This window comes from Ottowia thiooxydans DSM 14619, from assembly GCF_000422885.1.
Classification (GTDB): Bacteria; Pseudomonadota; Gammaproteobacteria; order Burkholderiales; family Burkholderiaceae_C; genus Ottowia; species Ottowia thiooxydans.
The window spans coordinates 13822-37864 of sequence record NZ_AUGX01000028.1 but is presented as its reverse complement, the minus strand read 5'-3'; the positions used below and the strand labels follow the sequence as shown (position 1 = coordinate 37864).

The window sequence follows — 24043 nt, the reverse complement described above, 5'->3', positions numbered from 1 at the left end:
CCAGCGCGCCGCGTTCGATGCTATCCGCTCAGGTGCGCACCGTCGTATATGGAGTAGCCCAGCATCTGATGACCTTTGGTAACCTGCCGCCTACTGCCGTACCGAGCAAAATTAGTTAGCCTAGGTCGATGGGGTCGGTTGACTAGCGGGAATTTGGGATCGGCCTGCCAACAAAAAAGCCCCTGCAGAATATATCTGGAGGGACTCTTTCGCTCACCGTTGGGTGAAGAAGCCGCCCAGACCGGTTAACGGCTTGGGCATGTTAGCGGGCTCAGCGCTTTTGACGGTACTTGCGCAGCGCAGCAATCTGAGCCGCCAGCACAGCAAGCTCTGACGAGGCGCGAGCCATGTCAATCTCGCTCTTGGCGTTCTTCAGCGCTTCTTCTGCAGCAAGCTTGGCCTCATTGGCCTTCTCATCGTCCAGATCCTTGCCGCGGATAGCGGTGTCGGACAGCACGGTGACGTGGTTGGGTTGCACCTCAAGGATGCCGCCAGCCACGAATACAAACTCTTCTTCTCCGCCCACCGTCTTGATGCGCACGGAGCCGGGCTTGATGCGCGTAATAAGCGGTGTGTGGCGTGGGTAAATACCCAATTCGCCAGCTTCGCCTGGGAGGGCAACGAACGTGGCCTCGCCCGAGAAGATGGACTCCTCGGCGCTGACCACGTCGACGTGAATGGTGTTGGCCATGTTATCTCCTGGTTAAACACAGTGCCCCGGACCATGGAGAGAAACATGCTCTCCAGTGGGCCGGGCGCCCGATGCCGAACGCTGATTAAAAATCAGATCTTCTTGGCCTTTTCCATCGCTTCTTCGATGGTACCAACCATGTAGAACGCTTGCTCGGGCATGTGATCGCACTCACCGTTGGCAATCATCTTGAAGCCGTTGATGGTGTCCTTGAGGGACACATACTTTCCAGGAGAGCCCGTGAACACTTCGGCCACATGGAATGGCTGGCTCAGGAAACGCTGGATCTTACGAGCACGTGCCACAGCCAGTTTGTCTTCTGGGCTCAGTTCGTCCATACCCAAAATGGCAATAATGTCGCGCAGTTCTTTGTAGCGCTGCAGCGTACCTTGCACCTGGCGGGCGACGGCGTAGTGCTCTTCACCAACAACCAGCGGGTCCAGCTGACGGCTGGTGGAGTCCAGTGGATCCACCGCAGGGTAGATACCCAGCGCCGCGATGTCACGCGAAAGCACCACTGTGGAGTCCAAGTGGGCGAAGGTCGTGGCGGGCGAAGGATCGGTCAAGTCATCGGCAGGCACGTAAACGGCCTGGATGGAAGTGATCGAACCGATTTTGGTGGAAGTAATACGCTCTTGCAGACGGCCCATTTCTTCTGCCAGAGTAGGCTGGTAACCCACGGCGGAAGGCATACGACCCAACAGAGCGGACACTTCGGTACCGGCCAATGTATAGCGGTAGATGTTGTCCACGAAGAACAGCACATCACGGCCTTCGTCACGGAAGGACTCGGCGATGGTCAGGCCGGTCAGCGCCACGCGCAGACGGTTGCCTGGAGGCTCGTTCATCTGGCCGTACACCATGGCCACTTTCGACTCGCCCAGGTTTTCCAGGTTCACGACGCCGGAATCGGCCATCTCGTGATAGAAGTCGTTGCCTTCACGGGTACGCTCACCCACACCAGCGAACACGGACAAGCCCGAGTGCGCCTTGGCGATGTTGTTGATGAGTTCCATCATGTTCACGGTCTTGCCCACGCCAGCGCCGCCGAACAGGCCGACCTTACCGCCTTTGGCGAAAGGGCAGACCAGGTCAATCACCTTGATGCCAGTTTCCAGCAATTCTTGCGAAGGGCTGAGCTCTTCGTAAGTAGGCGCCTTGCGGTGAATAGAGGCTGTTCTTTCCTGGGAAACCGGACCGCGCTCGTCGATCGGGTTGCCCAGCACGTCCATGATCCGACCCAGCGTAGCTGGACCGACTGGAACAGTGATAGGTTTGCTGGTGTTGGTCACCATCTTGCCGCGGCGCAGGCCGTCGCTGGAACCCAGCGCGATCGTACGCACAATGCCGTCGCCCAGCTGTTGCTGAACTTCAAGCGTCAGGCTGGTGCCGTCCATTTTGAGGGCGTCGTACACCCTGGGCATCTTGTCGCGCGGAAACTCCACGTCAACCACGGCGCCGATGCACTGAACGATTTTTCCCTGAACGCCAGCGTTCGATGTGATGTTCTCTTGAGCCATTTGTCTTGCTCCAATAACTTGTATGCGTTGTGAACCGTGTCAGACCGCCGCAGCGCCCGCCACGATCTCGGACAATTCCTGGGTGATCGCTGCCTGGCGGGTCTTGTTGTAGACCAGTTTCAGCTCGCTAATCACGTTACCTGCGTTGTCGGTAGCGGCCTTCATGGCCACCATGCGGGCAGAATGCTCAGAAGCCATGTTCTCGGCTACAGCCTGATAAGCCAGCGACTCGACGTAGCGCACCAGAAGCTCGTCGATGACGGTCTGTGCGTCGGGCTCGTAGATGTAGTCCCAGTCATGCTGCGTGCCGCTGGCACGCGTTTCTTCCTGCATCTTGCCATTCGACAGCGGAAGCAACTGCTCAAGCACCGCCTCTTGTTTCATGGTGTTGATGAAGCGGGTGTACGCAATATAGACTGCGTTCAACTCGCCCTTCTCGTACTGGTCGAGCAGCACCTTGACGGGGCCGATGAGCTTTTCCAGATGCGGCGTATCGCCCAACTGTACGACCTGCGAGACCACTCTGGCCCCGATGCGGGTCAGAAAGCCCAAGCCCTTGCTGCCGATGGCAGTCACGTCGACTTCGTCGCCGGCGCTTTGCAGCTCCCGCAACTTGGCCGTCACAGCGCGCAGTACGTTGGTGTTCAAACCCCCGCACATAGCCTTATCTGTCGTCACCACGATCACGCCAGCCTTCTTGACGTCATTGACCTTCATGAAGGGATGAACGTAATCAGGATTGGCCTGACCCAGGTGAGCTGCGATGTTACGCACTTTCTCAGCGTAAGGCCGGGCCGCCCACATGCGATCCTGCGCCTTGCGCATCTTAGAGGCGGACACCATTTCCATGGCTTTGGTGATCTTCTTGGTGTTTTCCACCGATTTGATCTTGCCGCGAATTTCCTTACCGACTGCCATTGCGTTAGTCCTTTCGAGGAAGGATCAAGCGAAGGTTTTCTTGAAGGCTTCGATGGCGGCCGTCAGAGCTGCTTCCAGCTCCTTGTCCTTGTCGAGCGCCTTGCCGGCATCCATCTTGCTGAGCAGATCAGCATGCTTGTCCTTGAGGTAGCTGTGCAGCCCTGACTCGAAAGACAGGATCTTGGCAACTTCCACGTTATCCATGAAGCCTTTGTTCACCGCGAACAGCGTCGCACCCATCAAGCTGATAGGCAGTGGGCTGTACTGGGCTTGCTTGAGCAATTCGGTCACGCGTGCACCGCGGTCGAGCTGCTTTTTAGTGGCGGCATCGAGATCGGATGCGAACTGGGCGAAAGCCGCCAGCTCACGGTACTGCGCCAAGTCGGTACGGATACCGCCGGAGAGCTTCTTGATCAGATCGGTCTGAGCTGCACCACCCACGCGGGACACCGAAATACCGGCGTTGATGGCGGGGCGGATACCTGCGTTGAACAAGCTGGTTTCCAGGAAGATCTGGCCGTCGGTGATCGAGATCACGTTGGTTGGAACGAATGCCGACACGTCGCCCGCTTGCGTTTCAATGATGGGCAGTGCGGTGAGTGAACCGGTTTTGCCTTTGACTTCACCTTTGGTGAAGGCTTCGACGTAATCGGCGTTCACGCGAGCAGCACGCTCCAGCAGACGCGAGTGGAGATAGAACACGTCGCCAGGGTAGGCTTCACGGCCTGGAGGACGGCGCAGCAACAGCGAAACCTGGCGGTAAGCCACAGCTTGCTTGGACAGATCGTCATAGATGATCAAAGCGTCTTCGCCACGATCACGGAAGTACTCACCCATGGTGCAGCCGGAATAGGCCGACACGTACTGCATGGCTGCCGATTCGGATGCGGACGCTGCCACGACGATGGTGTATTCCATCGCGCCAGCTTGCTCCAGGGAGCGCACCACGTTTTTGATGGACGACGCCTTCTGGCCGATGGCGACGTACACGCAGGTCATGTTCTGACCCTTCTGGTTGATGATGGCGTCGATTGCGACAGCCGTCTTACCAGTTTGGCGGTCACCAATGATCAGCTCGCGCTGACCACGGCCCACGGGAACCATGGAGTCAATGGACTTCAGGCCGGTTTGCACAGGCTGGCTCACCGATTGACGCGCAATAACGCCAGGCGCGACCTTCTCGATCACGTCGGTCATCTTGGCGTTGATGGGGCCTTTGCCGTCAATAGGCTGACCCAGTGCGTTCACCACGCGGCCAATCAGCTCAGGACCGACGGGCACTTCCAGAATGCGGCCCGTGCACTTGACGACGTCGCCTTCGGAGATGTGTTCGTATTCACCCAGGATCACGGAGCCGACAGAGTCGCGCTCGAGGTTCAGGGCGAGACCGAAAGTGGGAACACCAGCGGCTGTGGGAGGGAACTCCAACATCTCGCCTTGCATGGCATCAGAGAGGCCATGAATGCGCACGATGCCGTCGGTCACCGACACCACGGTGCCCTGGTTGCGCACGTCGGCGCTGACACCCAGGCCCTCGATGCGGCTCTTGATCAGTTCTGAAATTTCTGCGGGATTGAGTTGCATGACTCTTTCCTTGTCCTAAAGGGTTGTATCGAGGAGCCTGGCGCCTGATGCTTTCATCAGGCCGTCAGAGCCATCTTCATTTGTTCCAGGCGGGCTTTCACCGAGGTGTCCAGCACCTCGTCACCCACCGTGACGCGTACGCCACCGATCAGCGCCGGATCGATCTGCACCTGGGCCTGCAGCTTGCGGCCAAAACGCTTTTCGAGCGTAGTAACCAAGCTGTTCAGCTCAGAATCATCGATCGGGAAGGCGCTTTGAATCAGTGCGTCCGAACTGCCGCTGACCGCATTGGCCAGATCACGGAACTGGCGTGCCACTTCGGGCAGCGCAGCAAGGCGTGAGTTATCGATGATGGCGCGCAGGAAATTCGCGCCACGCTCGGGCAACGAATTCTTGAGCACGCCAGTGACGACTTCGAACACCTGACGGGCATTGACCCGAGGATCAGCGGCGAACTGCAGCAGCTCATCGCTGGCCGCCGCGCCCGCCAGCCCATCAAGCCAGGACTGTGTCGCGGCCAGATCGGCGCGCGAGACCTGGAACAGGGCTTCGGCGTAGGGTCTTGCAATGGTGGCGAGTTCTGCCATAGACGTTTTCCTTTGGGCGAGCTTTGAGAATCAGAGCTCGGTCTTCAGGCGTGTCAGCAGATCGGCATGGATAGTCGGATTGACTTCCTTGCGAAGAATCTGCTCGGCGCCTTTAACGGCCAAAACAGCCACCTGCTCGCGCAGAGCCTCACGGGCTCGCACCACCTGTTGCTCGGCATCAGCCTGGGCAGCAGCAACAATCTTGCTGGCTTCCTCATTGGCTCGCACCTTGGCTTCTTCGATGATGTGCTGCGCACGGCGCTCGGCGTCAGCCAAACGTGCCGAAGTCTCATTGCGCGAACTGGCCAACTCCTGCTCGACGCGCGAATTGGCTGCGGCGAGTTCGGTTTTGGCTTTGTCGGCGGCAGCGAGGCCGTCGGCGATTTTCTGAGCCCGCTCATCCAGTGCCTTCGTGATCGGTGGCCACACGAATTTCATCGTGAACCAAACCAGGATCGCGAAGACAACGGCCTGCAGGAACAGTGTCGCGTTGATATTCACGGTTCGACTCCTTTCAGTCTAGAAAGGCCAGCCGCTTAACCAAGGGTGAAGGGGTTAGCGAATGCGAACAGCAGGGCAATAGCAACACCGATCAAGAAGGCGGCGTCGATCAGACCAGCCAAAACGAACATTTTGGTTTGCAGTTCATTCATCAGTTCAGGCTGACGTGCAGAAGACTCGAGAAATTTTCCGCCCATCAATGCGATACCGATGGAAGCGCCGATAGCGCCCAAGCCGACGATCAAACCACAAGCCAGTGCGACGAGGCCGAGAACGTTTTCCATGATTGCTCCTAGAGAAAAAGAAAGATTAAAGGAAAAGAAAAATAACGAAACTAGATCACAAGACCAGACACGGACTCAGTGAGCGTCGTGCGACTGACCCACGTAAATCAGCGTCAGCATCATGAAGATGAACGCCTGCAGCGTAATGATCAGGATGTGGAAGATTGCCCACACAGAACCCGCAATCACGTGCCCGATACCCAGCCAGAAACCGCCCGTAAGGGGGTTGAATTGCCAGGCCCATACGCCGCCCATCAAGGCGATCAACATGAAGACGAGTTCGCCGGCAAACATGTTGCCGAACAATCGCATGCCGTGCGAGACGGTCTTGGCGACATATTCAATGATCTGCATCAACAGGTTGATGGGCCACAGCACAGGGTGTGCACCAAAAGGCGCCGTCACCAGTTCATGAGACCAGCCGCCCAGACCTTTGATCTTGAGGTTGTAGAACAGGCACACCACCAGCACGCTCAGGGACAAGCCAAGCGTTGTGGAAAGGTCGGCAGTAGGGACCACGCGATGATAAGCATGGCTATCGCCAACCGCAGCCTGATAACCCAAAGGCAACAGATCCACTGGCAGCAGATCCATGGCGTTCATCATGAAAATCCAGAAGAACACCGTCAATGCCAGAGGCGACACCAGCTTACGGCTCTTGGCATTGTGAATCACGCCCTTGGCCTGGTTTTCCACCAGCTCAGCCAGGATTTCCACCGCCGCCTGGAAGCGCCCAGGCACACCAGAAGTGGCCTTGCGAGCAGCCAGCCATAAGAGCCAGCAACCCACGACACCCAGAAGAACAGACCAGAACACCGAGTCCGCGTTGAACAGGCTGAAGTCGATGATCGACTTCTGCTTCACGGGCTCGAGATTGAAATTTAACTGCAAGTGTTGCAGGTGATGCTGGATATATTCACCAGCAGTCTGCCCTTGCGCGCCTTCAGCAGCCATACGTTACCACTTATCCAAAGGTCAGTTCATCGGCACAGTTGACCGGCGTTTCACCGACATCAACCACATAGCCGCCCAAGCGGCCTTGATAGTCACCACAAATCCGGCCAGCAAAGCCAGCCATTGCACCTGCGCCAAAATCTTTGGCGCCGCCAGCAGCAAAGCCAGCGTTAATACAATTTTGATCCCCTCCCACACCATCAGCGCCGTCAAGGCACTTGCAGCATTGGATTCGATTCGCATCCGGCGAGACACCATGCGGGCAAACAGCACCGCAGGCAACCACGCAGCCAAGACACCGTACCCAGCGGACCAAACCACGGACACAGCACCCTTGGACACAAACCAGGCCACCACCACAACCATCAGACCCAACCCCGCCTGAACCCAGACCACCGGCCAGGGAGACAAAGGAGGATGCTCAGCACGCCATTGGCGAGCTTCTTCGGCACTCAGAGGCTTGAAATCCTCCGGGGTGACTCCATCTGCATTTTCTGCAGGCAGGGGCCGCGCCTTGACGGGTGCTATTGTGACCATTTCCGCTTTCGAGCAAATGACAGCCGATTTCTTGCGGTTACCCACAATTGACTGCAATCTTCCGCTGCGACTGCAAAGCCTCTTATTATAGGGTTAGTCCGAAGGTAATCCGTCGGTTTCCTGAAAAACGGTTAACTTGCCGCAACACTTTCCGGAACACTCGGGCATGGGCCCAGCGGGTAGAGAGTGCGTTTTCGATTCAAACACCCCTCTGCAAGAGCCTTAGCCATGCCCAGTGATCGCCCCTCTCATTCACCAGAACTCTCATGCCATCTCTATATAGGGAGCTCCATTTGGAGAGCACCATTTTTGAGCGAGGCGACGCCAATTCGAGACATTGCGCGGGCAAGCACCAACTTGGGTGCATGGTCAACATCCGCAATGGGGGCATGAGGCCATTTGGGGCGCCACACTGTAAGACAATCGCTGTGCAGCTCAGCCCACCGTCCGCAGCATGAGCCATTCTATCCTTCACGAAAGAACGACATGACCAATCCTTCGTCCCCACCTCAAGAGGGCGCCGGCCCATCGGCGGAGTTGCCGCCGGAAGACATCAAGCTGACGCCTGAAGCGCGCGAGTCGCTCATCGAATACCCCAGCGCATTCCCCATCAAAGTGGTGGGCGTCAATGAGGAAGGCTTCGTGCACGCCGTCACACATATTGCCAAACAATTTGATCCGGCTTTCGACGCCACCAATATAGAACTCCGTGAAAGCGGCGGCGGCAAATATCTCGGCGTCACCATCACGGTCACCGCGACAAGCCGGGACCAACTTGATGAGCTGTATCGCACATTGTCGACCCATCCTTCCGCCAAGTGGGTGCTGTAAGGGGAACTGTGAAACTGCGTTTGCAATCCCAAGGACTAGCGCCCGCAGCCGCCAGGACCTAGAACAGGCATTCGCGCATGAACGTCACTTACCTGGGACGGGTTGAATACGCCCCCACATTCGAAGCCATGAAGCAGTTCACGGCTTCGGCGGCGGATGCCCCATCCGACCAGCTCTGGCTTTGCGAGCACCCCGGTGTGTTTACCCTCGGCTTGGCAGGCAAACCCGAACACGTGCTGGCGGCTGGCGACATTCCGGTCGTACCCACGGACCGGGGAGGCCAGGTGACCTATCACGGCCCCGGGCAAGTCGTGGCCTATCCGCTGATTGACCTGAAATCTCGCGCCATCTTCGTCAAGGAATACGTACACCGGCTGGAAGAAGCGGCGATTCGCACCTTGGCCAGTTTTGGGGTCACAGGACATCGACTGGCTGGTGCCCCTGGTATTTATGTCCGTCTGGACGACCCTTTCAGCCACGCCATGCTCACCCAGCGCCCGCAGCATCGCGTACCGGGCTCTCCCGCGCCGAAACCGGATTTCACTGGATTGGGGAAAATTGCCGCCTTGGGGATCAAAGTGAGCAATCACCGCGCCTACCATGGCTTGTCTCTGAACGTAGCAATGGACCTGGAACCCTTTTCGCGTATCAACCCTTGCGGCTACCCAAGCTTGACCACCGTAGATCTTTCTACAATCGGTGTATCTGCCAGCTGTGACGATGCCGCCCACGAACTGGCCAAGCAGCTCACCCGCCTATTGCAGGGTTAGAAAGAAAAGTCTCATGACCACCACCACCCTCGGCCCCAACGCACCCGTCGTGCGCGAAGCACAGCCCGCTGGCGCCTATGACGCAACAGCCAAGCAAAAAGCCGGCGCCAAGCTTTCCCGCATTCCGATCAAAGTTCAAAACGACGGCCCGGCGCTGAAAAAACCTGACTGGATCCGAGTCAAGGCCGGTAGCCCGAGCACTCGCTTCTACGAGATCAAGGATATCTTGCGCAAGAACAACCTCGTGACGGTGTGCGAGGAAGCCAGTTGCCCGAATATCGGCGAATGCTTTGGGCATGGCACGGCCACGTTCATGATCATGGGAGACAAATGCACGCGGCGGTGTCCGTTCTGCGATGTCGGCCACGGCAGGCCTGACCCGCTGGATGCCAATGAGCCGGCCAATCTGGGCAATACCATTGCGCAGCTGCGGCTCAAATATGTCGTCATCACCAGCGTGGACCGCGATGACCTTCGAGACGGCGGCAGCCAGCACTTCGTAGACTGCATCCGCTCCACGCGCGAAAAATCACCGGGCACGCAGATCGAAATTCTCACGCCGGATTTCCGTGGCCGTGACGACCGGGCGCTGGAAATCCTGAAAGCTGCTCCGCCAGATGTGATGAACCATAACCTTGAAACGGTGCCACGCCTGTACAAGCAGGCACGCCCGGGCAGCGACTACGCGTTCTCACTCAATCTTCTCAAGAAGTTCAAAGCCCTTCACCCATCCGTTCCTACCAAAAGCGGCCTGATGGTCGGCCTGGGTGAAACTGACGAGGAAATTCTGCAGGCGATGCGCGACATGCGCGAACACGGCGTGGAAATGCTCACGATTGGTCAGTATCTGGCCCCGTCTTCAGCGCATATTCCGGTGCAGCGCTATGTGCATCCTGACACCTTCAAGATGTTCGAGGATGAGGCCTACAAAATGGGCTTCACCCATGCAGCCGTGGGCGCCATGGTGCGTTCAAGCTACCACGCGGACAAACAGGCACAAGCGGCCGGCCTGCCAACCAGCTGAACCGGGCTGACGCGGGCAATCACACGGCCATGTCAGACCACCGCCTCTGCTGCGCCATGGGAGGCGCTGAATCCGCTTCTTTCCGCCTTCGATAGCGAGGCCGGCGGAAGCTGAGCAACTGCCGTTTTGAAGTCACGATGGCACGCTTGAAGTGGATCGAATCAACGGTTGCAGAGCCGCAACATGTGAGCATGTCTACCGCTTCTTCCAGTTCATGGTTTTCCCTAGCGATTGAAGCGCCCGCTCAGGTGAAACATGGGCTTTCAGATACAGGGCTCATTTAGTTCTAGTATTGAGCATGCAAACGTGGCTGGAAGAGCGTAGGGTATATCTTTCGTCGCCAAAAAACACTTGGCAGGCCCGCGCGGGCTTGCGGACCGGTGGCGGTTGAAAGTTTTCAATCTTTCGACAGGTTTGTTATGTTTTATCGCCAGATTGAATCTTTTGTTTCAAATCGCCTATATACTGAATTCATCGCTTCACCTTCAACCTCCCGTCTCGCCTGAGACCTCGATCTTCTGACATCTTATGTCTTGCTTGAAGCTCGGATCCCATTCACTCAACGCTACCGAAGTAGCGCTGATACGGATGTTGTTGCGACTTTATGCACACGGGGGGAAATCAAGGTGGACCTATGTCGAAGCCCCGCCTTACGATGTTCTGTTGGTGGATGCGTCCTCCGGCAATGTAGCCCTTCCACAAGAGAGTCCGGACCAAATCGCCAAGCGCGTGTTGCGGCTCACCCGCGACCAGATCGATGAGGACATGAAGGACGCACTTCCCAGGCCGCTTTGCTCCCAAAAGCTGCGTGAATGGCTGGATGGGGTGGAGAGTGCGTTGGCTGCTCCCACCGAAACAACGGTTTTGGCGGCAGAAACTGCTAAAACCCAGACGTCTCTGGCAGAAACGCCCACCGTGGAAACACCCACCGTGGAGATGCCCGCAGCCACCCCTTCTCCCCTCGCTCCCGTGCAGGCTCGCGAAGAGTCAGAACCTGAAGATCATGGCGTCTCTCGTCCTTTCCCTGAGGAGGCACTCCCCTCTGAGAATGAGCCACGCTATCGGCTTCAACGTTGGCCCCGGCAAGGCATCTTACGTGGTGACCCCGGGCGCATTCGCATGGCTACCCTGTTGACACGCCGTGCACTTAACTCGCGTGACCTGGTCAATTTGACGGGGTTTTCCCCTCACGAATGCCAAGTCTTCATGCAAGTGCTGCACGCTTCAAGCTTGTTGCTTCCCTTGCAACCCGTGGCAGCCCAAGGCAAGGCTGGCTCTAACGCTCAATCTCGACCCGTGAAGCAAAGTTTCACGTCCAGCCTAATTTCCGGGCTCCGCAAGCGGCTTGGCCTCTGATTCCGTGATTCAGAGAAGTCAGTTGCGCCTGGCCCTAAGATCAGCCCGCGCGCGTGTCTTGTTTGACACTGTGCCTTGTTCACTTTTTCGCAATCAATGAACGAATACAAGATTCTTTTCACGGGAATGATGGGAGCGGGCAAGACCACCGCCATCGGGGCCGTCAGTGAAACCCCTCCGGTGGTCACCGATGTGGTGAACACCGACAACTCCCACAGCAAAAGCCACACCACCGTAGGCCTGGATTTTGGCCAGCTCACCTTGCCGAGCGGCGACCGGGTGCGCCTGTTCGGCACGCCTGGTCAGGCTCGATTTGATTTTTTATGGAAGATTCTCGCTAAAAATGCCCTCGGTCTGATCATCCTGGTCGACAACTCAAGTGCTGACCCGCTTGCAGACCTGCGCGTATATCTGAGCGGCTTCGAGGAAGAACTCAAGCAACTGCCCTGCGTCATCGGCGTAGGCAGATTGCCGGCCCACCCTACGCCGGGCCTTGAAGACTATCTGGATGAGTTGGCCGCGCGCAATCTCATATTGCCGGTTCTGGAGGTGGACGTACGTCAGCGTGCGGACGTCGTCCTGTTGATCGATACGCTGCTTGCACAGCTCGAAGCCAATCTATACGGAGTTTGAAATTGGGAAAGACGTTTGAATTGCCATCCAGCGCCAAAGCGTTCATCTTGCAAGAGTCAGAGCGTCTACTCCAAGAAATCTCAGGGGTGAGCGCCGTCGTGGTTGCCACTGTGGATGGCTTTGATGTGGGCTCAGCCATGAAGCACGGAGACCCTACACGTGTGGCTGCCATGGCCAGTTCCATCTTTGCCATCAGCGGTGTCGTGTCCAGCGAGGCCCATCTGGGTCGCAGCCGAAGCGTGACGATCGACACAGACCAGGGATTTGTGATTGTCCACAGTATCTATCGCGACGATGCTGACCTCGTGATCAGCGTCATCGCTGGGGAAGACGCGATTCTTGGTCAAGTGGCCTACCAAGTCGCTCAGTTTGCAAAAAACCTGGCGGCCGCATGAAGGAAGCGCTTTTGCAGCAGGCCTTGGAAACCATGGCAAGCATGCCCGGTGTCGACGGTTGCGCCTTGGTGGAGATTGATGCTGGCATGGTCTGGGGCCACGCTGGCGCCATCGACGAAGTGCACACCTTTGCCGAAGCTGCCACAGACTACTGGCGCCTGTACCACCGACTGGCCCCTCAATTCGACACGCTGGGAAGTCTCAGAGCATCTGTCATGATCCACAAAAAGGGGCGCCTGACCTTGCTGCCTTGTGGCAAGGGCATGATGCTTCTCGCGTTGACTGGCCACCACTCAAGCACTGACTGGAGTCAATGGCAAAAGCTGACCAGAGAGTTGGCGGTGCTGATGGAAAACCGCTAGGACGCTGCACGGCTGGGCGCCCTGACAAAATTAAACCTCAGACTTTTACCCATGAACTGAGCGACGACATGTCGCTCAGTTCGTTTTTACCTAATTCCATTTCCATTTCATTAATGTATTAATATCTCACCATTCCAACCGATGGAGAGAGTGATGTCACGTCCACCCAGTGGAGATGAAGCGGTGTTGGTGATGGCCCGCGAGGCCATTGGGGCAGCCAAGACTATCGAGCAGCTACGCCAGGCGCAGTCAGTGGTGCTGCCTTTGGACTGTGGGCTGAGCTTGCATCAGACGGCTCAGGTGCTGGGTGTCTCGCCTGGCTGGGCCTGCCAATTGCGCAGGCGCTTCATGCAAGGCCAGATTGCCGGAGCCGCCGATGCGCCTGGCCCCGGTGGGCGAAAGCGCCAGAACATGAGCGAGGAGCAAGAGCGCGAGTTTCTGGCGCCGTTTCTTGAGCAAGCAGCACTGGGCGGGGTACTGGTGGTGGGGCAGATCAAGGCCGCGCTAGATGAGCGCCTGGGTCGCAAAGTCGCGCTGGCATCGGCCTACAACTTGCTGCACCGTCACGGTTGGAGAAAGCTGAGTCCAGACAAGCGTCATCCACAAAGCGATCCTCAAGCGCAGCAGGCGTGGAAAAAAAACTCCCCGAAACGCTCGCCGAAATCAAGCAAGGCTGGGCCCAAGGCAAAGACTTCAAGCTGATGTTCCAGGACGAGGCGCGTTTTGGGCGTATCTCGGACGTGCGTCGGTGCTGGGCGCCAAGGCCGGTGCGCCCACTGTGCCAAGGCATGCTGACGCATGAATACACGTACGCTTACGGAGCAGTGGATGTGTGCACCGGTGAGCTCGACAGTCTGATCTTGCCGCACGTGAACACCGAGTGCATGCAGGTGTTTCTCGATGAAGTCGCCGCACGCCATCGCGACAAGCACATCGTGATGGTCATCGACGGGGCGGGATGGCATCGCAGCGATGCACTCAAGGCGCCACACAACATCTTGCTGCTCAAATTACCCGCGTATGCACCGGAGCTCAATCCGATCGAGCATGTCTGGGATGAACTGCGCGAGAAGTTCTTCCACAACCGGGCTTTCAACAGTCTTGAGGCCTTGGAAGATCAACTCGAACTGGCGCTGAAGACTCTGGAAGAAAACCCCAGCACCGTCCGCTCCATCGTGTCTTGGCCTTGGATCAGGGATGCCTTCTTAAATTCACTTGTGAATTAGAAATGGAATAATAAGCTGGAAGCCCCTTACTCCAGCAGCAGCGTCGACGGCTCTTCGCTTTCCAGCACCGCTTGCGCCCAAGCTTGCAGTTTGCCGGCATCGGCGCGCAGAATTTCCTGTTTGACCGCAAGGATTTGCGACGGGTGCATGGAAAAGCTGCGCAGCCCCAAACCCAGCAGCAAACGGGTCATGGTGGGATCACCCGCCATTTCGCCGCATACGCTCACCGGCCGGCCTTTTTCCTGGCCAGCGGCGATCGTATTCGCCACCAGGCGCAACACTGCCGGATGCAACTGGTCGTACAGATGCGCGACAGACTCGTCGGCGCGATCAATGGCCAGCGTGTACTGGATCAGATCATTGGTACCGATGGACAGGAAGTCGAAATACTTGAAAAACAGCGGCAAGCTCATGGCAGCGGCGGGCACTTCGATCATGGCGCCAATCTTCATGGGCCCATGGACTTCTCCCCGCTTGTCGAGCTGCTCGCGCGCTCTCTCGATCAGCTCCAGCGTCTGTCGAATTTCGTTGGCATGCGCCAACATCGGGATCAGCAGGTGCACCTGGCCGTGCGCCGCCGCTCGCAGGATGGCACGCAGCTGCGACAGGAACATGGCTGGCTCGGACAGGCTCCAGCGGATGGCTCGCAGCCCCAGTGCGGGGTTGAGGTGGGCCGCATCATGGCGGCTATCCAGGGGCTTGTCGGCCCCGACGTCCACCGTGCGAATGGTCACCGGCATACCGTTCATGCCTTCCACGGCCTGCCGATAGGCCTGGTACTGCTCTTCTTCGTCTGGCAAGCGGCCTTCACGGCCCATGAACAGGAATTCGCTGCGGAAGAGTCCTACCCCCACCGCCCCTACCGCCAGTGCGCCGGCAGTGTCCTCTGGTTGTTCGATATTGACCAGCAGTTCCACCTTCTGGCCGTCCAGCGTGACCGATGGCGTGTTCTTCAGGCGCGCCAGGCGGCCGCGCTCCAGTTCGCCCTGGCGCTGCTTGAATCCATATTCCGCCAGGATGATGGGCGAAGGGTCGACAATCATCACCCCGGCGTCGCCGTCAATGACCACCCAGTCGTCCTGGCGCACCAGATAGCTGGCTGAGCGCGCGCCCACCACAGCGGGAATATCCATGCTGCGCGCCACGATGGCGGTGTGGCTGGTCTTGCCGCCCACATCGGTCACAAAGCCGGCAAACAGGCTCTTCTTGAACTGCAGCATGTCGGCTGGCGACAAATCATGTGCCACGAGCACCAGGGGTACATCCAGCGTGTCGTCCAGCAACAGATCCTGCTGACGCGGTGCGCGCGGTGGCGGTGCCGCCACCGGCTGCGCCGCGCCCTTCAGATACCGCAGCACGCGCTCGACCACCTGCTCAAGATCTGCCTTGCGCTCTCGCAAGTACGAATCTTCCATCTCGTCAAACTGGCGGGAGATGATGTCCAGTTGCGTCGTCAGAGCCCATTCGGCGTTATAGAGTCGCTCCGTCACCCACTGACGCACGCCTGCGACCAGCGTCTCGTCTTGCAGCAGCATCAGATGCACGTCGAGCACCGCCGCCAACTCTACCGGCGCGTCCTTGGGCATGTCGGTTTGCAAGCGCTGCAGCTCCTCGATCACGGCATCGCGCGCCACGCCAAGTCGCTTCAACTCGCTTTTGATCTGATCTGCCTGGATGAAGTAGTGCGTGACATCCACCCGACTGGAGGCCACCAGTACCGCCCGCCCAATGGCAATGCCACGGGCAACGGCCAGACCATGGACGGCAAAGGTCATCTGTTGCTCTCCGTCATTGTCCTTCGCCGAATTTATCGGCTATCAACGCCAGCAAGGCGTCCATCGCTTCCTGCTCCTGCGCGCCGTCGGTTTCCACAGTGATGACACTGCCCACGCCGGCTGCGAGCATCATCACACCCATGATGCTCTTGGCGTTGACACGGCGTTCGCCCTTGGAAAGCCATACTTCACAAGGAAAACTGCCTGCAAGCTTGGTTAGTTTGGCCGAGGCCCGGGCATGCAGGCCGAGCTTATTGCTGATGGTCGTATCGTTCTTGATCATTGGTTGCTCTTCGGGGCTGGTTCTGCGGTGCTGTGGTCGCCACAGACATGATGCCCTGCGTGCCGCCGGCTTGTGCGCGTACCACCAGCGCATCTAAGGGCTCCTGGCGGTAACACACGGCACGCAGCAACATGGGTAGGTTGACGCCAACCATCAGCCGCACACTGGGGCTGCCTTCCACCAGTCGTTGCGCCACATTGCAGGGCGTCGCGCCGAACACGTCGGACAGAACCAGTGTACTTTTGGTTTGAAGCTGCTCCAGCATAAGGCGCGCGGCGGCCAGCGTCTCATCAGGTGGTGTATTGGGGTGCACGTCCAGCGCGGCAATGCTGGACTCCGCGTCAGGAAATACGTGGAGAGCACATTGCCGCAGGGCACTGGCCAGCGGCGAGTGCGCAATCAACAGAATGCCGTTCATGCCGGGGCCGGGCGCCGACCGTAGCGGCTGAAAGGCAAGATGAAGGAAAGCACGTGACTCATGGAACCTGATTATCCGCCGTGTGCGAGCAGATACGGCAAGACTTCATGCGCCATTGGGAAAAAGCAACTTCCGCCGGCATGCGTGCGTGCGTGCGTGCGTGCGTGCGTGCGTGCGTGTCATTGAAGCTTGAGGCCGCTGAAGAACGTATCTGCAGCTTCGGGCATGGGACGCTCTGAATACATCACCAAGTGCACAAGCTGCGCATTTTGGCCGCCCGGGCCAATCCGTGACAGCCAGACTGCTTGCGCCTGCACTGCCTCCCCGCCTGCACGATGACCGCGGGCCGAGATACGCACCGATTCTGGCAAGGCGAGCGCTCCACGCGGCAGGAAAGGCTGCTTTTGAACGTCCTCGGCCTTCATATTAGCCAATGTTGCGCTGCGCCAGCCTGCCAGGAGCTCGTTGGCCTGCGATGCGGGTGCTTCGGCCAGCATGACTGCAAAAGTGGCTCCCCCGGCTTCGCACCCTGCCATGGTCAAATTCCTGGGCACCCCTCCCAGCGGCACGATGCGCTGCGCGTGATCCGGTTCGCAGGGCAGCAGTGCCACCACCGCAGAATCGCCCAGGCGCGCGTCCCGCCAATTCAGGGTTGGGCTACAGGCCGCACTCAGCAGGGCCAACAAAAGTATGCCCGTCCATCGGTTCCGGGGAGTACGCATAAAAATCAAAGACATGGTGTGGATTATCGATGCCCTGAGTCTTCACTCAGTCTGGAATGTGCGTGCACAATGGCGGAATGAATTCACTCGACGGCATTCGCGTTCTCGACCTTTCACGTGTTCTGGCTGGCCCCTGGTGCACGCAAACTTTGGCAGATTTAGGGGCTGACGTCATCAAGATCGAACGGCCTGGCACCGGCGACGATACGCGCACCTGGGGGCCGCCCTTCCTGACGGGAGACGATGGCAAGGAATCTCAGGAGGCGGCCTACTATCTTGGCGCCAACCGCAACAAGCGCTCCGTCACGTGCGATATCGCCAAACCTGAAGGCCAGGCGCTGATCCGGGAGCTGATCCAGCACTGCGACGTCTTCATAGAAAATTTCAAGGTCGGCGACATGGCTCGCTATGGGCTCGACTACGAGACCCTGAAGGGCATCAACCCGCGCCTGGTGTATTGCAGCCTCACTGGTTTTGGCCAGACAGGGCCGTATTCCGACCGCGCTGGATACGACTATGCCATCCAGGGCATGGGGGGCCTCATGAGCGTGACTGGCGAGCGAGACGACTTGGGCGGAGGCCCGCAGAAAGTGGGCGTTGCGGTGTCGGACCTCTTTACCGGCATGTACGCCACGGTCGGCATTCTGGCGGCACTGCGTCATGCCGAACGCCACGGCGAGGGCCAGTTTATCGACATGGCCCTGCTCGATACCCAGGCAGCGATGTTGGCCAACCTGGGCGCCACCTACCTGGTGAGCGGCAAGCCGCCTGGAAGAATGGGCAATGCCCATCAGAACATCGTGCCCTACCAGGTCTTCGAAGTCGCGTCCAAGGCCGACGGCAGTGCGGACCACATCATCCTGGCGGTGGGCAACGACGGCCAGTATGCCAAGTTTTGCCAAGTGGCAGGCCGGCCAGACCTTGCCACTGATCCGCGTTATGTCCGCAACCAGGACCGAGTGCGGCACCGGGCCGAGCTGGTGCCCGTTCTGACAGAGATCATGAAGACCCGCGCCAAAGCCGACTGGTTGGGGGCGCTGGAAGCCGCCAAGGTGCCATGCGGTGCGATCAACAACCTGGCTGAAGTGTTTGCCGACCCCCACATTCAGGCACGCGGCATGGTCACCCACTGGAAACACCCGCTGCGTGGGGACTTGCCCCTGGTCAGCAGCCCGTTGAAGCTGGAGAAGACCCCGGTCCGCACCGATCTGCCGCCTCCTCTGCTGGGAGAGCATACCGAGCAAGTGTTGCAACAGCTGCTCGATTGCGATGCAAAGCGCATGCATCAGTTGCGGGACCAAGGGGTAATCTGAACTCACGGGCAGGGTTCTGGCAGCTGATATTTCCTGGAAGCTTGGCGGCCCAGAGAAACAGCCGAATCCAGGGCCGGGGGGGCCTGCCAGCGATAGCCCTGGCAAACTCTCGGTGCGCTAGAAACAACGAAACAGGGCCGCGCGGCGCAGGCTCGCTCAGATCGGCAGGCAGTTCACAGTCGCATTCGGCATGGCAAGCTTTTCTGCAAACAGCCCTTTGCGCTCAGGCAGAAGATGCGCTCCGAGACCTTTCATCACGACAACTTCTTCGCCGGGTTTGACGCCACCGTAACACTTGCCCAGAGCAGTCATGGTGCTGGTCAGCGCGGCGCCCTGCGCTTTCTGGGCGGGGTCTTTCAGAAGCTCCTGCGCGTGGTTGTTGAGCCAATCGGTGTAGGCAGCCAGCGTCGAATTCGGCAGCTTGGCTCTCACCTCCTCGGGGATCATGCGCGAATAGAGCGCCTCCAGACTCTGCTCACCGGCCTGGGCCATGACAAGAGCGGCGTCATAGTGAACCTCAAAAGCAGGTTCGCGATAGATCACCTGCTGGATGGAATACTTCAGCTTGCCCTTCTCGCCTCCCAGAGACTGTATCAATTCACGCGCGGAAGCACTATTAGGGTCACCGGCTAACTGCGCATCCAGAGCGGCACTGATCTGTCCGTCACTCGGATAGGTGATGTTCCGTCCATCAGAGGAACCAGGTGAGCATGCACTCAGCACGCCGGCAGCTGAAACCATGACTCCTATATTCAATAAATATCTCAGTTTTGTGAATGCAATATGCATGGATCTCCGCACTTGTGAATATTGAAAATTAGCTTTTCAGTGAATCATATAAGCTCAGAGATAAATTCCCAAATAGACTAAGAATATTTAAAAGTTACCAAATTTATTTAAACCTCTCATTTGATTTCAATTGATTCCTATCGTAAGCATGTTTACCTAAATTCAGCTGATGCAGACACGCTACGCTATTAATATTATAGCTTTACAGCAAGGATTGCCGTGAAAAAATGATTTTATGACGCGGCTGTGTCAGATTACTTACGGAACTTTTCTTTACGTACACCATGCCAGCTGTTGACGAGAATCACTTCCGCAAGCCGAATGCGGCTGCAATTCTCTTTCAGTTTTCAACCTCCAACCTCGAAGGATCACGATTATGCGAAAAATTGCTACAGCCGCCATCACCGTTCTCGCATTGACCTGCGGCACGGCATTTGCCCAAAATGGCAACGTCACGATTCCCGGCCTGTTCTCTGGCAAAGGGTCAGCTGGCTCGGAAATCACCAACAGCAAGATCATCCTGTCGGGCAACAAGGCCACAGATGTGACAGCCGGCGGCGGCAAGGCAGGCATCAAGGTCGCCGAGGTCTCCATGGAAGGCGTGGCCAACGTCAACACCGTGAACATCACCGGCTCCAAGATCAGGGACTCGGAGATCACCCTGATGAACAACGAAGCCAAAAATATCAACGCCATCGGCGGCACGGCCAACGTGAACTCCGTGAACATCAACTAAGGCCATGGTGAACCAGGTCAGCCATCCGGTCCGCCTGAACACATCAGTCCAAGTGCAAGCAGTTCGCCAAGCGTGCGATTGACACGCCCCAGCCGAAATGAGGGCCGGGGTTTTGCTGGTGTCTCCGGGCCGAGAGCCAAAGCCTCGGCCTATACCCTGGAGACAAGAGCCCTCGCTGCGCCAGAAGTCGCCGGGGACGTTTTTTTTGTATCAGGGGAATTTCGAGTGCGCAAGACGCTAACGCCACCACCGAATTGGCTTGCCTGGGCAGTCGTCACCGCGGCCATGGCTTCCTGGACGCAGGGCGTGAGTGCCCAGGAATCCATGCTGGGCGGCCTCGGTTGGCACAAGAACAGCGCCGGCACGGAAATGGACAGCTCCTCACAGGTGCGGGTTCAGGGCAATACGTCGCAGGGACCCGTGACCTCCTCTGGAGGTAAGGGTTCGGCGCTGGCCAATATCGGCATGAGTGTCGATCTGGCGGGCACGGCGCAGGCCAACGGTATCGGGATTTCTTCGATGTCGGTACGCAGCACTCAGTTGCAGGTTCTGAACAACCAGGTCACGGGCCTGGTGAATGCGCTCGGCGGTGCCGCTACGGCCAACATGGTTCTCACGGCCAGCGGCTCCGGAAGAAAGCCTCTGTCGTCAAGCCGCCTCACGGTAATGAACAACCAGGCTTCGCAGATAGACGCATTCGGTGCCAAGTCCTCTGTGTTGCTGGGCACCGGTTCACTGCAATTGCCGGGCAGGGCCACAGCCAACAGCGTGCTGCTGGACGCCACTGAAGTGCACGACTCTCAAACCACCCTCACACGAAACCAGGCGGACGGCATTGTCTCCATGGGGGGGGCGGCACTGGCCAATGCCCTGACAGGTGCGCAGAGCCAGTTGCGCAACACGCAGATCCAGAGCTCAGGCAATCGCGCTACAGATATTCGTGCAGGGGGCGGCAGTTCAGGGCTGGGCCGCGGCATGCTGGCGCAAGTGGATCTCACCGGGGTGGCGGCAGCCAACACGGTAGCGGTTACCTCCAGCGGGCTTGCAGGCGCCAGGTTGAGCCTGTCAGACAACACGGCCTCTCAACTGACTTCCACGGGGGGCAGCGCGCTCGCCAACAGCATCAGCTTCACCGAACATCAGTTGACCGGCGGCGCAGGATACACCGCCCATCTGCGCAGCAATACCGCCACCAACGTGCAGGCCTTCGGTGGCGAAGGCAGCATTTTGGGTGGTGCACTGGCCGATGTCCGAATGTCGGCGTCGGCCCTGGCCAACGCGATTTCCGTGCAGAAAGGACAGCTGGCACAAGCGCCCACCCATTCGCTGGCCAACAACCGCGCGGTAGATGTGGTGGCAACTGGCGGGGCGGCATCGGCCAACAGCATCTGGATTGACGAAGCCACCGTCAACGGAGGCTCCATACAGCTCGATGGCAACCGATCGGAGCAGGTGCGCACGACGGGCGCTTCGGGCAGCATCGGGGCGGGTATCGTGGCCTCAGTCGACCGCAATGGCCGTGCGCTCAGCAACTCGGTAGCGATCGATCGTCAATCCACTCTGGACCAGAGCACACTTTATCTACAGTCCAACGAAGGGCGTGGCATTACGGGCACCGGCGGTTTCGCCAGCGCCAACTCGGCCACCGTCAGCGAAGGGCGCATTCAGAAGTCCACGGTGACTTTCCTGAACAACCGCGCACAGCAAGTGCAGTCGACCGGCTATGCCGCTCAGGCGGGCGGCGGCCTGCTCTATTCTGCCGGGCAGCAATCTGCTGCGTTGGCCAATGCGCTGGCCGTCACCGGCTCCCAGATGGACGCCAAAAGCCTCACTTTCACAGGCAACCAGGCCACCAACCTGGCCGCCAGGGGAGGCATCCTGATGGCCAACAGCATCTCTTTGGAAGATGGCGGGGGCGCCAGCTCCCAGTTATCGGCGTCCGGAACCTTGGTGAACAACACCGCCAGCGACCTGAGCTCCGCCGCCAAGTCAAGCTCTGCTGTCGCAGGCCTGGCACGAAGTGACAGCCGTGCTCGGGCTGCAGCCAACGCGCTGGTGCTGCATGATGACGCCAGAATCGACGAGTCTTCCAACTGGCTGATCGGGCTGAACGATGCCCGCCAGGTGCATGTCGACGGCGGCACGGCATTGGTCAATGCGCTGGCGGCGTACCGCGGGGCGCGAATTCATGCCAGCCCGGTCACTATCCTGAACAACAGAGGCGATGACATTCGGGCCACTGGTGGAAGCTCTCAGGTGGCGGGCGTGGGATCCAACAGCAATGGCGTGCTGGCCGCCAACAGTTTGTACCTGGACGGGTCCGAACCCAACCGCCTGACCGACACCCCCTTGCAGATCGTGAGCAATACCGCGCGTCAGTTGAACGCCCAGGGCGGCCGCATCAATGCCAACTCGGTGTCCATCAACGGCCGCGGCAGCATAGAAAACAGCACCGCCAGTCTGATCGGCAATACAGCTGGCGGCTTGCACAGCGAAGGCACCGAAGGAACCGTCGCCGGATTCGCGGCTTTCGGCAGAGGGGTCGGCCAGGCCAATGCCAACACTGTTCAAGTGCTGTCCGCCATGCGCAGGGCCAGCTTGCAATTGATCGGCAACACTGCCAACAGCGTCTCCGCCACAGAAGGGCTGGCATCGGCCAACAGCATTACGCAGGGTGACGAAGGACGCCTCGAACGCTTGACCGCCACGCTTGCCACCAACACGGCGGAGCAGACGCGCGCCGACGGTGGTCGCACTGCGTTGGTGAACAGTATCCACGCCGAGGGAGAGATGACCAATCTATCGGTGCAGATGACGGGCAACCAGGGCAGCGCGCAGGCCTCGTCAGAAGACGGGATCATCAACAGCGTGCGGACCAGGAAACGAGCTCGCATATCCGACTCTTCCGTCAACATGGCTGTCAACCGGGGACGCGCCGATGCAGGCACGGCCAACAGCGTCGATGTGAAGGACAGTTTGCGCGGCAGCCAGATCACGGTGCTGGGCAACCAGGGTACGGCCAGCCGCGGTGGAGTCATCAACAGCGTGATTGGCGAGGGCCAGATTTCAGGCGGCAACATCACCATACTTGGCAACAGTGGCAGTGCAGACAAAGGCACCGCCAACAGCGTGGCCGTGAGCGGAAACATCGCCGGGTCGCAACTGGCCCTGCTCAACAACCGCGGGAACGTCTCAGGCGGTGGAACGGTCAACAGCATCACCGGCAACGGACCCATCAGAAGCAGCCAGATCTCCATCATCGACAACACCGGAAGCACCAGCCAGGGCGGGACCGTGAACAGCGTGAAGAATTCAGGCAGCATCACTGGCGCCAGGATCGCCCTGATCGGCAACGAAGGCAGAGCCTCGGGCGGCGGTCTGGTCAACAGTGTGGACAACCGCGGCCAATTGAGCGGCCAGGTTCTCATCTCAGCCAACAGAGGTACTGCCACCATGGGCGGCACGGTGAATTCGCTGGTCAACCGCGGCGTCATGAGCGGCAACGTGGTGATCTCCGGCAATGAAGGGCGCTCCATGTCGGGAGGCACCTCCAACTCGGTCATCAATCACGGCGTGATCACCGGCAAAGTGGCCATCGTGGGCAACCGGACCGCAGCGGCAGCGGGAATCACTTCAGGCAGCGTGCGCAACATGGGCGGCGCCATCGTGGGCTCGGCCGGGGTCGCAGGCAACGCGGCCTATGCATCCAACCCTGGCTACACGTATTCCACACCGTCGATGGGCGTGGTGAACAACTCAGTGACCGTGGTGCCTGCATTCAACGTCATCAGCAACTAGTAGCATGTGCGAATCAAGAGTCAACCGCTTTTTTCC

Annotated in this window: 26 protein-coding genes; 12 read left to right on the top strand and 14 right to left on the bottom strand. The window is 58.7% G+C overall.

The genetic code is table 11. The features are described from left to right. Nucleotides 1–271: 271 nt before the first annotated feature. From G518_RS0119640 to G518_RS0119600, 9 genes are all read right to left on the bottom strand, one after another. The gene (locus G518_RS0119640) at nucleotides 272–691 is read right to left on the bottom strand and encodes a F0F1 ATP synthase subunit epsilon (protein ID WP_028604002.1); all 420 of its coding nucleotides are present in this window, start codon (nucleotides 689–691) and stop codon (nucleotides 272–274) included. 92 nt (nucleotides 692–783) lie between these two features. Continuing rightward, a complete protein-coding gene (gene atpD / locus G518_RS0119635; RefSeq protein WP_028604001.1) occupies nucleotides 784–2211 on the bottom strand; it encodes a F0F1 ATP synthase subunit beta in 1428 nt (475 codons plus the stop codon). A gap of 39 nt (nucleotides 2212–2250) precedes the next feature. Continuing rightward, nucleotides 2251–3129, bottom strand: a complete 879-nt coding sequence (gene atpG / locus G518_RS0119630; RefSeq protein ID WP_028604000.1) for a F0F1 ATP synthase subunit gamma — start codon at nucleotides 3127–3129, stop codon at nucleotides 2251–2253. 24 nt (nucleotides 3130–3153) lie between these two features. Further along, the gene (gene atpA / locus G518_RS0119625; protein ID WP_028603999.1) at nucleotides 3154–4713 is read right to left on the bottom strand and encodes a F0F1 ATP synthase subunit alpha; all 1560 of its coding nucleotides are present in this window, start codon (nucleotides 4711–4713) and stop codon (nucleotides 3154–3156) included. A 56-nt stretch (nucleotides 4714–4769) separates the two neighbouring features. Beyond that, entirely contained in the window at nucleotides 4770–5300 is a 531-nt protein-coding gene (locus G518_RS0119620; RefSeq protein WP_028603998.1) for a F0F1 ATP synthase subunit delta, read from the bottom strand. A 30-nt stretch (nucleotides 5301–5330) separates the two neighbouring features. After that, nucleotides 5331–5801 carry a F0F1 ATP synthase subunit B gene (locus G518_RS0119615; protein ID WP_028603997.1) on the bottom strand — a complete coding sequence of 157 codons (471 nt, stop codon included), beginning with the start codon at nucleotides 5799–5801 and terminating at the stop codon, nucleotides 5331–5333. Nucleotides 5802–5836: 35 nt separating this feature from the next. After that, on the bottom strand, nucleotides 5837–6085 hold the full coding sequence (gene atpE, locus G518_RS0119610) for a F0F1 ATP synthase subunit C (protein WP_028603996.1): 249 nt from the start codon (nucleotides 6083–6085) through the stop codon (nucleotides 5837–5839). A gap of 75 nt (nucleotides 6086–6160) precedes the next feature. After that, nucleotides 6161–7039: a F0F1 ATP synthase subunit A gene (gene atpB, locus G518_RS0119605; RefSeq protein ID WP_028603995.1), complete on the bottom strand. Its 879-nt coding sequence runs from the start codon at nucleotides 7037–7039 to the stop codon at nucleotides 6161–6163. 21 nt (nucleotides 7040–7060) lie between these two features. Beyond that, the gene (locus tag G518_RS0119600) at nucleotides 7061–7576 is read right to left on the bottom strand and encodes an ATP synthase subunit I (protein WP_084652006.1); all 516 of its coding nucleotides are present in this window, start codon (nucleotides 7574–7576) and stop codon (nucleotides 7061–7063) included. 486 nt (nucleotides 7577–8062) lie between these two features. Between G518_RS0119600 and G518_RS41325 the strand changes: the two genes are divergently transcribed. The 9 genes from G518_RS41325 (at nucleotide 8063) to G518_RS41080 (ending at nucleotide 14173) form a co-directional block, all read left to right on the top strand. After that, the gene (locus G518_RS41325) at nucleotides 8063–8407 is read left to right on the top strand and encodes a YbeD family protein (protein ID WP_084652004.1); all 345 of its coding nucleotides are present in this window, start codon (nucleotides 8063–8065) and stop codon (nucleotides 8405–8407) included. Between the two features lie 77 nt (nucleotides 8408–8484). Continuing rightward, nucleotides 8485–9177: a lipoyl(octanoyl) transferase LipB gene (lipB, locus tag G518_RS0119590; RefSeq protein WP_028603992.1), complete on the top strand. Its 693-nt coding sequence runs from the start codon at nucleotides 8485–8487 to the stop codon at nucleotides 9175–9177. A 13-nt stretch (nucleotides 9178–9190) separates the two neighbouring features. Beyond that, nucleotides 9191–10201 carry a lipoyl synthase gene (gene lipA / locus G518_RS0119585; protein WP_028603991.1) on the top strand — a complete coding sequence of 337 codons (1011 nt, stop codon included), beginning with the start codon at nucleotides 9191–9193 and terminating at the stop codon, nucleotides 10199–10201. Nucleotides 10202–10738: 537 nt separating this feature from the next. Continuing rightward, nucleotides 10739–11557, top strand: a complete 819-nt coding sequence (locus G518_RS0119575) for a hypothetical protein (protein ID WP_211231745.1) — start codon at nucleotides 10739–10741, stop codon at nucleotides 11555–11557. A gap of 96 nt (nucleotides 11558–11653) precedes the next feature. Continuing rightward, nucleotides 11654–12190: a GTP-binding protein gene (locus tag G518_RS0119570; RefSeq protein ID WP_028603989.1), complete on the top strand. Its 537-nt coding sequence runs from the start codon at nucleotides 11654–11656 to the stop codon at nucleotides 12188–12190. 2 nt (nucleotides 12191–12192) lie between these two features. After that, entirely contained in the window at nucleotides 12193–12585 is a 393-nt protein-coding gene (locus G518_RS0119565) for a roadblock/LC7 domain-containing protein (protein ID WP_036595359.1), read from the top strand. Next, entirely contained in the window at nucleotides 12582–12947 is a 366-nt protein-coding gene (locus G518_RS0119560) for a hypothetical protein (protein WP_028603987.1), read from the top strand. Before G518_RS0119565 ends, G518_RS0119560 begins: the two co-directional genes overlap by 4 nt. Nucleotides 12948–13100: 153 nt before the next feature. Continuing rightward, nucleotides 13101–13649, top strand: a complete 549-nt coding sequence (locus tag G518_RS35985) for a helix-turn-helix domain-containing protein (protein ID WP_051237065.1) — start codon at nucleotides 13101–13103, stop codon at nucleotides 13647–13649. Then, a complete protein-coding gene (locus G518_RS41080) occupies nucleotides 13577–14173 on the top strand; it encodes an IS630 family transposase (RefSeq protein ID WP_245598044.1) in 597 nt (198 codons plus the stop codon). The genes G518_RS35985 and G518_RS41080 overlap by 73 nt, the downstream gene beginning before the upstream one ends. A gap of 26 nt (nucleotides 14174–14199) precedes the next feature. On the opposite strand, the gene ptsP is transcribed toward G518_RS41080, so the two are convergent. From ptsP to G518_RS0119530, 4 genes are all read right to left on the bottom strand, one after another. Further along, complete coding sequence (gene ptsP, locus G518_RS0119545) at nucleotides 14200–15948, bottom strand: phosphoenolpyruvate--protein phosphotransferase (protein WP_028603985.1); 1749 nt, start codon at nucleotides 15946–15948, stop codon at nucleotides 14200–14202. A gap of 13 nt (nucleotides 15949–15961) precedes the next feature. Beyond that, nucleotides 15962–16231 (bottom strand): HPr family phosphocarrier protein, encoded by a 270-nt coding sequence (locus tag G518_RS0119540; RefSeq protein ID WP_028603984.1) that lies wholly within the window; start codon nucleotides 16229–16231, stop codon nucleotides 15962–15964. Then, complete coding sequence (locus G518_RS0119535; protein ID WP_028603983.1) at nucleotides 16200–16649, bottom strand: PTS sugar transporter subunit IIA; 450 nt, start codon at nucleotides 16647–16649, stop codon at nucleotides 16200–16202. Before G518_RS0119535 ends, G518_RS0119540 begins: the two co-directional genes overlap by 32 nt. A 179-nt stretch (nucleotides 16650–16828) precedes the next feature. Further along, on the bottom strand, nucleotides 16829–17386 hold the full coding sequence (locus G518_RS0119530) for a hypothetical protein (protein WP_245598043.1): 558 nt from the start codon (nucleotides 17384–17386) through the stop codon (nucleotides 16829–16831). Nucleotides 17387–17448: 62 nt separating this feature from the next. Here G518_RS0119530 and G518_RS0119525 point away from each other — a divergent pair, with 62 nt between their 5' ends. Further along, entirely contained in the window at nucleotides 17449–18684 is a 1236-nt protein-coding gene (locus G518_RS0119525) for a CaiB/BaiF CoA transferase family protein (protein ID WP_028603981.1), read from the top strand. A gap of 156 nt (nucleotides 18685–18840) precedes the next feature. Here G518_RS0119525 and G518_RS0119520 read toward each other — a convergent pair whose 3' ends face one another. After that, nucleotides 18841–19425, bottom strand: a complete 585-nt coding sequence (locus G518_RS0119520; RefSeq protein ID WP_036595357.1) for a hypothetical protein — start codon at nucleotides 19423–19425, stop codon at nucleotides 18841–18843. Nucleotides 19426–19849: 424 nt separating this feature from the next. Between G518_RS0119520 and G518_RS0119515 the strand changes: the two genes are divergently transcribed. Together G518_RS0119515 and G518_RS0119510 are read left to right on the top strand one after the other, a co-directional pair. After that, nucleotides 19850–20209, top strand: coding sequence for a hypothetical protein (locus G518_RS0119515; protein ID WP_028603979.1), 360 nt, complete (start codon nucleotides 19850–19852; stop codon nucleotides 20207–20209). A gap of 225 nt (nucleotides 20210–20434) precedes the next feature. Beyond that, nucleotides 20435–24007 (top strand): beta strand repeat-containing protein, encoded by a 3573-nt coding sequence (locus tag G518_RS0119510; RefSeq protein ID WP_245598041.1) that lies wholly within the window; start codon nucleotides 20435–20437, stop codon nucleotides 24005–24007. The last annotated feature ends 36 nt before the right edge of the window (nucleotides 24008–24043 follow it).